Genomic DNA, 15,219 nt, shown 5'->3' with positions numbered 1-15,219 from the left:
AACGGCTCAGCTAGAACTAAGCCGTCATCTATTTTTATTTGTTAATGTATAAGTAACCTGATTCTTCGTGCGGGTTTTTAGCACTGTCTTTGTATTTCAAAATATAGAAATAGGTTCCTACAGGCAGACCGTCTGTTTGTTTAATCGTAGAACGTCCGTTAGAATATCCTAAAAAGACTCTGTCTGTATTATTATATTGATCTATACTGAAAACCAATACTCCCCAACGGTTGTAAATTTCAACAGTATTATCTGGATAACATTCTATGCCTCTAATAAAGAATCTTGCATTCTTTTCGTCTCCATTTGGAGAGAAAGCTTTAAATACTTTAATTGCACATCCATTTAAATCTAATACCGTAGGATTGTCGCCATTGTTGCTAGAATCATCTGATTTGTCTTCAACAACTACACCTCTACTACTTTTACCTTGTGCAATTGCCTGATTACTAACACTGCCCAGATTAATGTCTTCTTGAGTTATTTTGTAAACTGCAGTGAAATTAGTTTCATTAGATTCGTTTACATTTAGATCAATTGGCTGGCCAGAAACTACTACTCCAGTTAATGGATCTGTTATTGTAATACCAATAAGCGGTACATTTCCTGTATTGGTTACTGTAAACTTGTACGTGATTGTTTCGCCTGCATTAGCATAACCGCTCTTATCTTCATCATTGAATACTGCGGTTTTGATAACTGCTATTGCTGGAACTTCAACAAAAACATTCATTACTGCTGTTGAACAATTTAAAGGATCTGCTTTTTCGCAAACCTGATACGTCAATGGATAATTTCCTCCTGGTGTATTTGGTTTAACATTTACAGTTCCGTCTGCATTCCATTCAAAATAGGCATTCGTTGTTAAAGGTTTTACCACAACATCTGCAGGATTGATCGGTTGTCCGTTTATTAAATCATTATCTAAAACATTTACAAATTCTAGAGAACCATTAATTCCGTCTACACTAATATTATTATCATTCCCTAAAGTAATTTCGTTTGATGCTGGAGAAGCAGGATCAAGCGTATTCAATACTGTAATTTTAATTGTTGCCTGACTACAATTTGATGTATTTGCAGCTTCACAGATTTGATAAGTCAATTCGTAAACTCCATTTGGTGTGTTTGCAGTAATGTTGATTGATCCGTCTGTATTTAGTGTTAGATTTGGATTTGCAACAACAGTTGATAAAATAACATCTGAAGGATTTGGATTCACCCCATTTACAAAATCATTTGCAAAAATATTAAGTGATGCATTCATTCCTTTTTTCACATCAATTGGTCCTGCCTCATCATTATTTGCTTTGATTGAGAATGTCGGACGAGCGTTACAACCAGAAGTTGCTGCTGGATAAGCTACAGAAACCGTTACGGTTGGGTTTAATGAAAATTCCAATTTTACTCCATTTCTCGTAAGCTCAAAACCATCTGCACCTTCTGTCCATTGTCCGTTATTTAAAATCCATCCCGGCCAATCTACTCCATTTCCACTACCGTCAACTATAGCGCCTGGCCAAATAATATTTCCGCTTAATGGTAAGTTTGTTTGAGTAGCTACAACATTATTTGCGCTGTCGATCCATTTAACTGTCAATAGATTCGCTGTTGTAAAATTATCTGGTGTAACTGTATAATTTACATAAGGAACATTGTTTGAACAGTAGCTGTTTGCAGATACTGTCATTTTTGGTTCTGTTACAGTTACTTTTACAACATTAGAACTACAATTTGAAGGATTTAATTTCTCACAAATAGTATATGGCAATTCATAATCTCCTGCTGGCGCATTAGGCGCAAGGATAACATTTCCGTTTGCATCTATTGTTAAATATCCTTTTGGATCTGTTCCTGGAGTAAGATTTACATCTGACGGTATTAGAGCATTTCCGTTTTTAGTATCGTTTGTAAAGACATTTATTAATGTTTGTGAAACATTAACTCCAACCGCTGATGGTACAAGATCTTCATTTGCTACAAGATCTCCTCCGGTAACCGTTACAACTGAAATTACTGAATCACAGTTTGTCGGATTAGTATTTTCGCAGATACGGTATTCTACATTATAATTTCCTGCCGGCGTGTTTGGCGCAACAGTAATAGTATGATCTGGATTTAATGTAAATCCTGACGGAAGTGTTCCAATAATTTCAAAACTAACTTCTCCTAAAGCTGTTCCAACAACTGCTGGATTTCCGTTTAGTTTATCATTAGCAGTTAATGAAATTGTTGTTCCTCCGATATTTCCATTAATTGAAGTTACAGGATCTGCAACTGCTTCAATTTTTGGTGCAGTTACTGTTACCGTTACTGTGTTTGATTTACAATTTGAAGGATTTAATTTCTCGCAGATTGTATACTCTAATTCATAATTTCCCGCTGGTGCATTAGCTCCTAAAGACAATGTTCCGTCTGGATTCAATATTAAATATCCTTTTGGATCTGGTTTTGAAACAGTAAGATTTACATCTGAAGGATCTAATTTTTGTCCGTTTTTAGTATCATTATCTAAAACATTTACATTCAATGTCTGATTTGTATTTGACCCGATAACCGACGGTACAGTGTCTGGATTGGCTACAAGATCGCCTGATGTAACCGTTACAACTGAAATTACTGAATCACAGTTTGTCGGATTAGTATTTTCGCAGATACGGTATTCTACATTATAATTTCCTGCCGGCGTGTTTGGCGCAACAGTAATAGTATGATCTGGATTTAATGTAAATCCTGACGGAAGTGTTCCAATAATTTCAAAACTAACTTCTCCTAAAGCTGTTCCAACAACTGCTGGATTTCCGTTTAGTTTATCATTAGCAGTTAATGAAATTGTTGTTCCTCCGATATTTCCATTAATTGAAGTTACAGGATCTGCAACTGCTTCAATTTTTGGTGCAGTTACTGTTACCGTTACTGTGTTTGATTTACAATTTGAAGGATTTAATTTCTCGCAGATTGTATACTCTAATTCATAATTTCCCGCTGGTGCATTAGCTCCTAAAGACAATGTTCCGTCTGGATTCAATATTAAATATCCTTTTGGATCTGGTTTTGAAACAGTAAGATTTACATCTGAAGGATCTAATTTTTGTCCGTTTTTAGTATCATTATCTAAAACATTTACATTCAATGTCTGATTTGTATTTGACCCGATAACCGACGGTACAGTGTCTGGATTGGCTACAAGATCGCCTGATGTAACCGTTACAACTGAAATTACTGAATCACAGTTTGTCGGATTAGTATTTTCGCAGATACGGTATTCTACATTATAATTTCCTGCCGGCGTGTTTGGCGCAACAGTAATAGTATGATCTGGATTTAATGTAAATCCTGACGGAAGTGTTCCAATAATTTCAAAACTAACTTCTCCTGAAGCTGTTCCCACAACTGCTGGATTTCCGTTTAGTTTATCATTAGCAGTTAATGAAATTGTTGTTCCTCCGATATTTCCATTAATTGAAGTTACAGGATCTGCAACTGCTTCAATTTTTGGTGCAGTTGCTGTTACCGTTACTGTGTTTGATTTACAATTTGAAGGATTTAATTTCTCGCAGATTGTATATTCTAATTCATAATCTCCCGCTGGTGCATTAGCTCCTAAAGTCAATGTTCCGTCTGGATTCAATACTAAATATCCTTTTGGATCTGGTTTTGAAACAGTCAGATTTACATCTGAAGGATCTAATTTTTGTCCGTTTTTAGTATCATTATCTAAAACATTTACATTTACTGTTTGATTTGTATTTGACCCGACAACTGACGATACAGTATCTGGATTGGCTACAAGATCGCCTGATGTAACTGGCACAACTATAGTCACAGAATCACAGTTTGCAGGTACAGCGCCAACTTCACATATTACATATTCTACATTGTAATCTCCTTTTGGAGTCGATGGACTTACTGTAATAGTTCCGTTTGAATTTAACGTTAATCCTGTTGGTAAAGTGCCAACAATATTTATACTAACTTCACCAGGATTAGTTCCAATTACAACTGGATTGCCATTTAAGGTATCATTTGCTGTTAATACAACCGTTGTTCCTCCAATATTTCCATTAATTGGTGTAATTGTATCTACAACTGCTTTTATTTTATTGTCTACTACAACCGTCGCTGCTGCTGTTTTACAGTTCGCTGTATTTTTTTCGCAGATTTCATAAGTAATGCTGTATGACCCGCTTGGTGTATCTGCCGAAAGAGTAACTTCTCCGTCTGCATCAACACTCAATACTCCGTCAGTTTTTGGTGTTACTGATGTATTTGCTGCTGTAACTGCTAAACCGTTTAATGTATCGTTGGTTTTTACATTTCCAATATTTACTGCAGATGATCCAGATGTTTTTGTTCCGAATGAATCTGCATTGGCGACTAAACCATTTACAACATCAACCGTAGCTGCTGCTGTTTTACAGTTCGCTGTATTTTTTTCGCAGATTTCATAAGTAATACTGTATGACCCGCTTGGCGCATCTGCCGAAAGAGTAACTTCTCCGTCTGCATCAACACTCAATACTCCGTCAGTTTTTGGTGTTACTGATGTATTTGCTGCTGTAACCGCTAAACCGTTTAATGTATCGTTGGTTTTTACATTTCCAATATTTACTGCAGATAATCCAGATGTTTTTGTTCCGAATGAATCTGCATTGGCACATAAGATTGAATTAATAGCAAAACTTACATTTCCAGAAGAACATCCGTTAATTGATGCAGAAATTGTATAGCTTCCTGTAGGTGCTGTAATTGTACCTGCGTTATTGATAACTCCTGTTGATGGGGTTATTATATAATTATACGTTGAATCATAATTGTTAATAGTAAAACTTCCTGTAAAAGTCGAACATGTCGGTTGAGTGATACTGCTCAATATTGGCGTAGATGGTGTTGCAGTTACAATTACACTTACAGCAGTTCGTGCACTTTCACATGTGTTAGTTGCTTGGCTTACATAATAAGTTCTTGTTGTTAAAATATCTGTTGAAGCTAATGAACTACCCCCTGTTAATTGAGTATACCATTTTAAATTACTTCCAGTAGTAACTATTAAATCGTTTATTGTTTTATTATCAGCTGAACAAAATAATTGTGCTGAAGCTGTTGGAGCAGCTGGTGTTGGATTTATTGTGACATCTACCGAGGTTCTTGAACTCTCACATCCACTTGCAGAAGTCTGGCTTACATAATAAGTTCTGGTTGTTAAAATGTCTGTTGAAGCTAATGCATTACCTCCTGTTAATTGAGTATACCATTTTAAATTACTTCCAGTAGTAACCGTTAAATCGTTTACTGTTTTATTATCAGCTGAACAAAATGATTGTACTGAAGCTGTTGGAGCAACTGGTGTTGGATTTATTGTGACATCTACCGAGGTTCTTGAACTCTCACATCCACTTGCAGAAGTCTGGCTTACATAATAAGTTCTGGTTGTTAAAATGTCTGTTGAAGCTAATGCACTACCTCCTGTTAATTGAGTATACCATTTTAAATTACTTCCATTAGTAACCGTTAAATCGTTTACTGTTTTATTATCAGCTGAACAAAATGATTGTGCTGAAGCTGTTGGAGCAATCGGTGTTGGACTTACCGTAATAGTTCTCGTAGAGGTAACGTCAGAACAACCTCCTGTTCCAGTTACTTTATATGTTATTGTTGCTGTACCTGAGGAAACTCCAGTTACCAATCCTGTTGATGAGTTTACTGTAGCAATTGAAGTATTATCACTTGTCCATGCTCCTCCTGTATCACCACTTGATGAAAAAGTTGATGTTCCGCCAATACAGATATTTTGTGTTCCTGATAAAGTTCCAGCATTTGGTGCTGTCGTTACCGTAATTGTTCTTGTAGAAACTGCATCTGAACAACCTCCTGTTCCAGTTACTTTATATGTTATTGTTGCTGTACCTGAGGAAACTCCAGTTACCAATCCTGTTGATGAGTTTACTGTAGCAATTGAAGTATTATTACTTGTCCATACTCCTCCTGTATTGCCATTTGATGTAAAGTTTGATGTTCCAGCTGTACAAATATTCTGTACCCCAGACAAAACTCCTGAATTTGGAGGAGTTGCAACGGTTACTACTACTGACTTTATAACAGAACATCCAAAAGAATTGGTAGCTTTTATATAATAAGTACCTGCTGTCGCTGCAGTTGGAGTTGCATAAGCAGCTGTTGCTGCCGAATTAGTCCAATAAGTAAAAGTCAAATTTGATGAACTTCCCGCTGTAACAGTTGATGAAGTTAAATCTACTGTTGAAGGAGAACAGACAGATGCTGGATTATTAATTGTAAGTGTTGGCAATGGATTTGGCGTAGTTGAAACACTTGCTGAGTTATTTGCAGCATTACTATCTGTTGTTGTAGATGGTAATGATGCTGTATTTGTATAAACGCCAGAGGCATTAACTTTTGCAATTATTTTTAATGTTTCTGTAGCACCTCCATTTACATCTCCTATGCTCCAAACACCAGTTGTAGCGTTATAATTTCCTGTTGTTTGAGTTGAACTTACGAATGTATAACCTGTTGGCAATAGATCATTTACTGAAACTCCGGTAGAATTATTCCCTCCTAAATTACTCAACTTCACAGTAAATTCTACATTAGAACCTACGCATGGTGTTGCATTATCAACGGTTTTGGCAATACCTAAATCCGTACATAAAGTAACTGAAACAGGTTTAGATTGTGTTTGAGCTCCACAGGTTAAAGTCGAAGCAACTGAATATGAACCTGTTTTAGTAGCTGTATAGGTATCTGAATTTGCACCTGCAATCGCTACTCCATTTAAGTACCACTGATAAGGAGATAATCCTGTTTGTGTTTTTAATAATGCTGAATTATTTGTACAACCACCACCAGAAATATAATTAAAAGTTGGATCTTCAGGCTGAACTGCAAAATTTGAGAAAAAACCTGCCATTGTAAATCCTCCTCCTTGCTGCACTATTGAAACTGTTAATTTTGCGTCACTTGATAAAGAAAGAACATCTGGGCTTCCTATTTGAGTATCTTCAAAGTTAATTAAGTACCAGCCAGTATTTCCTAATTGACGGCGAGCCGAAATTCCAGATTTTGTTTCTATATCTTGTCCGTTTACATATACTTTTGAAGAAGCATCCTTTAAAAGGACATATCCAAAGTATGGTAAAGAACCTACTCCATAATTTCTAAATTTTGCCGTCTCAATAAAATTAGATCCTCCACATTGAGATACTGGAGCAATCGTGTAAACATCTACCTCACAATCTCTTGCCGTACCCGAGTATACGGCAACAGTATTTGTTGCGAAAACTCTAGATGCAGAAAAATTAGTTTTAGAAATACCATTTCCGAATGTAAAAAAATCACCCGCATTCAACAAAGTTTTTTCAATCGTCCCTGTCAATACTCCTGTTGCAGAAAATGTATCAACTGTTACTTTTGTATTTGCTTTTGTTGCAACAACAGTTGTTTGTTCTGCTGTATCATTTCCTTTACCTCTTTGAATAAAATACTCTGTACCCAGAACTGCTTCTGGAGGAATTTGGTTATAAGCCCCATCACCACAACCATCTGGCGTGTCAATAGCAGCAGAAGTATTCATAACAGTAGGATTTGAAGATTCAACTAAAGTTCCTATTGGTGCCGTAAATAAATAACTTTGACCAGCATTTAAAGTAATCAACGTACTATTGAATTTTACTGACGTACCATTGGTAATAGCCATAATACTATAAATAGGGCGTTGATCGCCATAACCACCAAAATTCCCAAGAGATCCATCTCGATAATATCCAATTCTATATCGAATACCTATTCCTGCATCTCCAAAACTTGTTAATGCGGCGTTTCCCTTGATATCTTTATCGCTTCCTTCACCGCCTAAAGCATCAGAAGCAATATTTCTTAAATTTATAGATATCGGTTTACTTCCCGTTACTATTAAACCAGCAGCATTTATAACTGTATTTAATTTTAATGCAGGTGCATCTTTAGGTAAACCTGCAAATCTATAAACTGCTGGAGACCCTTTACTAGCAGTTAAAGAATTTGTGATTAAAGTACCGTCACTTTTTAATATTTCAATTGTAACCGGAGTTGTAGAATTTGTTGCAATAACAATTTCATTAGCTTTACTAAAGTATTGCCAAGGAGCCGGTGCAATGTAATGCTTAGTGTAAAACTGAGCCGAAGCATTGTAAGTGCAGATTAATAAAAAAACAATAAGAAAGATGTGCCTAGAAAATCTAGACAAGTTAAAAGTAAAGTTACGCATAGAAAACTTGAGTTTGTGGAACAGAAATATTAAGCACTAAAAAATTGATGATTGATTTTAGTGTGTATGTGAAATACGAAAAAAAGGAATAAATGGATTTTGCAAATGCAATAAAAGTCTCATAAAGACCTCTAAATAAATAATGTAGCGTTTGGACCATAGTCATGATAGGTTCAATACAAAATTGTTTTTTTAGTTTGTAAAGTAGTTTTGGAGCGACGAAAGTATATATAAGGAAGAGATTGCAACGACAATTGTCGACAAAGTGCAGGTAAACTCGTCAAACAACAATATTTAACAATTGTTGAAGTCTATTTTAAAGTAAAAATGTAAAGATTTGATAATGAACAGATCAAAATTTCTTAAAGAATTATGATTAAATTAAATTCCTACAGAATTTATTGACAAAAACACATATTTTCGTAAGAAACAAAATGAAAGCAAGGTAGATTCAGGAGATTTAAATACACTGAATATCAATATATTAGTCAAAAAAAGTTTATTCTAAAAATTTAATATTACGTTTTAATCCGTCAAATTTTGTTCTTTTAATTGAAGAGTTTTTAAAAACAAGTTTAAATGTTTCTTCTGTTATTTCAATCCAATCTTTTTTGGTAAAAGAAATTAGATCTGGATTTGGATTGAACAAAGGTTCAGAGTGAGGTTTAGAAAAACGATTCCATGGACAAACATCTTGGCAGGTATCACAGCCAAACATCCATTCATCAAATTTTCCTTTCATTTCATAAGGAATATTTTCTTTCAATTCGATGGTGTAATAAGAAATACATTTACTTCCATCAACAACATAAGGTGCTACAATTGCCTGAGTCGGGCAGGCGTCTATGCAGGCTGTACAAGATCCACAGTGATCTGTTACTGCATGGTCATATTCCAATTCTAAATCTATAATTAATTCCGCTATAAAATAAAAAGAACCGACTTTTTGAGTAATTAAATTACTATTTTTTCCAATCCATCCTAAGCCGCTTTTTGCTGCCCAAGCTTTATCCAAAACTGGTGCGGAGTCAACAAAAGCACGTCCAGATACTTCTCCAATATTTTCTTGGATAGAGTGTAGAAATTCTTTTAGTTTATCTTTAATTACAAAATGATAATCCTGTCCATACGCATATTTTGAAATCTTAAAACTTTCATCATTCTGCAAAGATTCTGGATAGTAATTAAGTAAAAGGGAAACAACACTTTTTCCATCCTCAACCAGTAAAGTTGGATCCAAACGTTTATCAAAATGGTTTTCCATATAAGCCATTTTCCCGTTATGGTTATTATTAAGCCATTTTTCAAGCCGAGGTGCTTCTTCTTCTAAAAATCCTGCTTTCGATATTCCGCAAGAAAGAAAGCCGAGTCTTTTAGCTTCGGCTTTTATAAAATTCGAATATTTCTCTTTAGAATTAATCATTATCTTTTAGAAAAAGTAACTTCTATTCCAACAGGTTTTAATGTAATTAACGGATTAAAGTTCACAGTACTTCCAGCAGAAATAACTTTGTACTTTTTAACTATATAAGAAATAGCAAGACACATTTCATAAATGGCAAAACCAGCTCCAATACACATTCTTGGTCCAGCACCAAAAGGATAGAAATATTGCATAGATTGCTTTCTTTGTTCTCCTAAAAATCGATCTGGATTAAAAGCATGTGGATTTTCCCAATATTTTGGATTTCTATGTAATTCATAAAAAGAAACACCAATCAAAGTGTCTTTTTTAATATTAAACCCTGCTAATGTATCGTCTTCTACATTTTGGCGATCTGTTATCCATGCAGGTGGATACAATCTCATAGACTCATTTAAAACCGCATTAGTGTAGGTCATTCTTTGAAGCTGCTCCACAACATCATCCGTCTCAGATTCAATTTTCGTGATTTCATCGAATACTTTTTGCTGTACTTCCTGATTATTTCCTAATAAGTGTAATGTAAAAGTTAAAGCATTTGCAGTTGTCTCATGTCCAGCTATAAATAAAATTTTTATTTCATCTATTAATTGCTTTACAGACATTCCCTCACCAGTATCTTCATAACGGGTTTCAAGAAGCATATTAAGTAAATCATTTACCTCAGTTCTTGAGTTGGTCCTCTCCTCAATAATCTCTTGAATTATGCTATTATTCTCTTCGGCTAGTGCAAGATGTTTTTTAACTTGACCGCTAACAGAAAACCACCAAGCTTTATGAGGAAGCCTAATTTCTTTAATTAAAAAATTTTGAACTTCTTCAATAATAAATTTAATACGATTTAATTTTTCTTCTGGTATCGAAAACTGAAATAATGATTTAGCAACAACATTAAATGCCAATTCACTCATTATTGGAAAAAGATCAACCTTTTTGTTTTCAACAAGTCCATCTAACTCCGAAATAATAGTCAATCTCATATTTTCAACCAGCTGATTCATTTTTTGTTTATGAAAAGCAGGCTGGATAAGTCTTCTTTGTTTTAACCAAAAATCGCCATCAACAGTCAAAAGCCCCTTTCCTAAATATTTAGAAAGATAAACAGATTGAAACTTAGACTTATGATAGTTTTTTTGATTCTTCTGTAATATGTATTGCGCTACCTCATTATCCCTTGATAAGATAATATGACGTGAACTTCCAATTTTTATAGAAAAAGAATCACCAAAATTTCTAAAGTATTTTTGATGATACGGTATAGGATTTCTTCGAACTCCTTCTGCATCCAAGAAAAATCTAAAAATAGAAAGCTTAGGCGGATAATTGTATTTTTTACTGATAGACATGTCTATATGAATTAAAACAATCCACCTTGAATGTTTGTATTTATCTTTCCTAAATGTTTATAGGCCTTATCTGTAACTTCTCTACCACGAGGAGTTCGCATAATAAATCCTTCTTGAATCAAAAAAGGTTCATAAACTTCTTCAATAGTTTCGCTACTTTCACTAACCGCCGTTGCTAAAGTTGAAAGTCCTACTGGTCCTCCTTTAAATTTATTAATAATTGTAAGCAAGATTTTATTATCCATTTCATCCAAACCATGAGCATCAACATTCAATGCTTTTAAAGCATAGCGAGCGATCTCTAAATCTATAGTACCGTTACCTTTTATTTGTGCGAAATCACGAACTCTTCTAAGTAAAGCATTTGCAATACGAGGAGTTCCTCTACTACGACCAGCTATTTCAATCGCAGCATCAAGGGCAATTGGCATTTTTAATATAGAAGCACTTCTTTCAACAATTGTCGTTAAAAGTTCTGTAGTATAATATTGTAAACGTGAAGAAATTCCAAAACGAGCACGCATTGGGGCCGTTAACAAACCTGATCTTGTGGTAGCTCCAATAAGTGTGAAAGGATTCAAATTGATTTGAACAGTTCTCGCATTCGGACCTGATTCAATCATGATATCAATCTTAAAATCCTCCATTGCCGAATATAAGTATTCTTCAACAACTGGACTTAGACGATGAATCTCATCAATAAATAAAACATCTCTTTCGTCGAGATTTGTCAACAAACCAGCTAAATCACCAGGCTTATCGAGAACAGGTCCCGAAGTAATTTTAATGCCAACTTCTAACTCATTGGCTAGGATATTGGCAAGTGTTGTTTTTCCTAAACCTGGAGGCCCATGAAATAAAGCATGATCAAGAGCTTCACCTCTTTGATTTGCTGCAGCAACAAATACTTTCAAATTTTCCAAAACTTGATCTTGTCCTGCAAAATCATCAAATGACAGCGGACGCAATCTTTTTTCAAGATCTAATTCTTCTGGGTTATATCCTTTCGTAGTAGGATCTAGATTTTCATTCATCCTACAAAGATATAGAAACTAATTAGTTTTGTAAAATAGTAAAACTGAACGTTCAAAACTTTAACTAAACAAAAAAGGCTGTCATCTCTGACAGCCTTTAATTATTTTATTTCTAGTGGTGTAAAACTTCTTCACCTTCTTTCATTGGTACATTTTGAGGTACAAAATCTACATCATGATTTGGGTTACTGTAGTCATACGGCCAACGGTATACGTGAGGAATTTCTCCTGGCCAGTTTCCGTGGATATGCTCAACTGGAGTTGTCCACTCTAAAGTTGTAGATCTCCAAGGGTTTTGAACTGCTTTCTTACCGTAGAAAATACTACTAAAGAAGTTGTATAAGAATACTAATTGGAACGCACCTCCTACAAGAGCAAATGTTGTAATCAAAACATTTACATTTTGTAAATCATCAAATAATGGGAAGTTTGTGTTCGTATAATAACGTCTTGGTAAACCAGCTAATCCAATAAAGTGCATTGGGAAGAAAACTCCATAAGCACAAACCGCAGTTACCCAGAAGTGAATATAACCTAAATTTTTATTTAGCATTCTTCCGTACATTTTAGGGAACCAGTGGTAAATACCAGCAAACATTCCATAAAGTGCAGAGATACCCATTACTAAGTGAAAGTGAGCAATTAAAAAGTAAGTATCGTGAACGTTAATGTCTAAAGTACTATCTCCTAAAATGATTCCAGTTAAACCTCCAGTGATGAAAGTAGAAACCATTCCAATTGAGAATAACATAGCAGGGTTGAATTGTAAATTACCTTTCCATAAAGTTGTAATCCAGTTAAATGCTTTTACAGCAGATGGAATTGCAATCAATAAAGTTGTAAAAGTAAATACAGATCCTAAGAAAGGATTCATACCTGAAATAAACATATGGTGACCCCAAACGATAGTAGATAAGAATGCAATAGCAAGAACTGACATAATCATCGCTCTATATCCGAAAATTGGTTTACGAGAGTTCGTAGCCATAATTTCAGAAACAAGACCCATTGCAGGTAAAATTACAATGTAAACCTCAGGGTGACCTAAGAACCAGAATAAGTGTTCAAACAATACTGGAGAACCTCCTTGATAATGTAAAACCTCTCCTGCAATATAGATATCTGATAAGAAGAATGAAGTACCAAAACTTCTATCAAAAATCAATAATAAAGCTGCAGATAACAATACTGGGAAAGAAATAACACCAATAATAGCTGTTACGAAAAATGTCCAGATTGTAAGTGGAAGTCTAGTCATAGACATTCCTTTTGTTCTTAAATTGATAACTGTTACAATGTAGTTTAATGATCCCATTAATGAAGATGCAATAAAGATAGCCATTGAAACTAACCATAAAGTCATACCTGTACCAGATCCTGGAATTGCTTGTGGTAAAGCACTTAATGGAGGGTAAATTGTCCAACCTGCAGAAGCTGGTCCAGCCTCAACAAATAAAGAACATAACATTACTACAGCAGATATGAAAAACAACCAGTATGAAATCATATTCATGAACCCAGAAGCCATATCTCTTGCACCAATTTGAAGCGGAATAAGTAAATTACTAAAAGTTCCACTCAAACCAGCCGTCAGTACAAAGAATACCATGATGGTACCGTGGATTGTAACTAAAGCTAAATAAATATCATTTGCCATTACACCATCAGGTGCAAATTTATCTCCTAATAAAACATTAAATATCTTAAAAGACTCCTCTGGCCATGCCAATTGCATTCTGAAAAGCAGGGACATTGCAATACCAATTACTCCCATAACAATACCAGTAATCAAGTATTGCTTAGCAATCATTTTGTGATCAATACTAAAGATATATTTAGTAATGAACGTGTCTTTATGATGATGTTCGTGCTCGTGATCGTGTCCGTGATCGTGATCGTGCGCTTCTGCTGACATATATGTGTACTTTAAATTTTCTTAATAATATTATTTCATCGCAACTTTAGCTACAGCCGCTTTAACTGTATCAACAACTGCTTTAACAGTATCGATTACTTTTGCAGCAGTGTCTGTAGTTGGTGCAGCTCCTTCAGCAGCTGGTTTCTCAGCAGCCGCAGCCGCTTTGATATCCTGAGCTAAAGTAGTTTTCTCACTTAACCATTTCTTGTAGTCTTCTGGAGTATCTACAACAACTTTCATTTGCATGTTATAATGTGAAGCTCCACAAATTTTATTACATAATAATAAATAATCAAATGTATAAGGATCTAATGCTGTTCCTCCCTTTGCAACTAAATCAACGCTTTTTTCAGCTCTAAGCTTATTAATATGTGCAACCTTTTCAACCATAAATGGCAACTCTCTGTATTCAGCAGTAGTATAAGTTGGAACAAAAGCAAATTCAGTAACCATACCAGGAACACAGTTCATTTGTGCTCTAAAGTGAGGAAAGTAAGCTGAGTGTAGAACGTCTTGAGAACGCATTTTAAAATGCACTTTTTTTCCTTTTGGGATATGTAATTCAGAAACTACAATATCATCTTGAGAATTTTTATCAGACATATCTACTCCTAAAGTATTTACACCTTCGATTAATCTCACGTTAGCTTTTCCTAAAGTATTATCAGCACCTGCATATCTTGCAGTCCATTTAAACTGTTGAGCATATAATTCAATCTCTATAACATCTTCATCTTTATCAACAAACATGATATTGTTCCAAGCATACAATCCATAAAGAATTAAACAAGCTAAAACAACAGAAGGAATAATACTCCAAATTGCCTCTAATTTATTACTATCAGCAAAAAACAATGCTTTTTTCTCTTTATTCCCTTTGTATTTGAAAGAAAACCAATATAATAAACCTTGAGTAATAACTTGAACAGTAAAAATTAAAACCCAAGTAATATTCATTAAATTATCTACTAAAAGTCCATGCTCTGATGCAGGAGTATGAAGTGCTAAATTACCCCATTTTAGTAAACCATAAATAGTAAATATATAGATGAACGCTAAAAAGCCAAACAAAATATATCCCTGAATGTTATTATCATTATCTGATGCAACTTGAGAATCGTCCGAAGATGCTCCTACTTGAGTAAGATCAAATATCTTGGTCAATTGCCATAATGCAACTGCTAATAAAACTAAAACTATAATTACCAACAAACTTGTCATCTGTTTACTTCTTT

6 protein-coding genes are annotated in these 15,219 nt (G+C 34.6%); all 6 read right to left on the bottom strand.

Annotated elements, in window-relative coordinates:
* Nucleotides 1-34: 34 nt before the first annotated feature.
* Nucleotides 35-8,263 (bottom strand): gliding motility-associated C-terminal domain-containing protein, encoded by an 8,229-nt coding sequence (locus QMG60_RS07595; RefSeq protein ID WP_281867381.1) that lies wholly within the window; start codon nt 8,261-8,263, stop codon nt 35-37.
* 499 nt (nt 8,264-8,762) lie between these two features.
* Entirely contained in the window at nt 8,763-9,686 is a 924-nt protein-coding gene (queG, locus tag QMG60_RS07590; RefSeq protein ID WP_281867380.1) for a tRNA epoxyqueuosine(34) reductase QueG, read from the bottom strand.
* Nucleotides 9,686-11,032: a cytochrome P450 gene (locus tag QMG60_RS07585; protein WP_281867379.1), complete on the bottom strand. Its 1,347-nt coding sequence runs from the start codon at nt 11,030-11,032 to the stop codon at nt 9,686-9,688. Before QMG60_RS07585 ends, queG begins: the two co-directional genes overlap by 1 nt.
* Nucleotides 11,033-11,043: 11 nt before the next feature.
* On the bottom strand, nt 11,044-12,066 hold the full coding sequence (ruvB, locus tag QMG60_RS07580) for a Holliday junction branch migration DNA helicase RuvB (protein ID WP_134139356.1): 1,023 nt from the start codon (nt 12,064-12,066) through the stop codon (nt 11,044-11,046).
* A gap of 112 nt (nt 12,067-12,178) precedes the next feature.
* Nucleotides 12,179-13,981: a cbb3-type cytochrome c oxidase subunit I gene (locus QMG60_RS07575; RefSeq protein WP_281867378.1), complete on the bottom strand. Its 1,803-nt coding sequence runs from the start codon at nt 13,979-13,981 to the stop codon at nt 12,179-12,181.
* Nucleotides 13,982-14,011: 30 nt separating this feature from the next.
* The gene (locus QMG60_RS07570; protein ID WP_281867377.1) at nt 14,012-15,205 is read right to left on the bottom strand and encodes a cytochrome c oxidase subunit II; all 1,194 of its coding nucleotides are present in this window, start codon (nt 15,203-15,205) and stop codon (nt 14,012-14,014) included.
* Nucleotides 15,206-15,219 lie beyond the last annotated feature (14 nt).

Source organism: Flavobacterium sp. GSB-24 (assembly GCF_027924665.1).
Classification (GTDB): Bacteria; Bacteroidota; Bacteroidia; order Flavobacteriales; family Flavobacteriaceae; genus Flavobacterium.
Note: the sequence above shows the minus strand (reverse complement) of the source record. Positions and strands in the feature narration are given on the sequence as shown.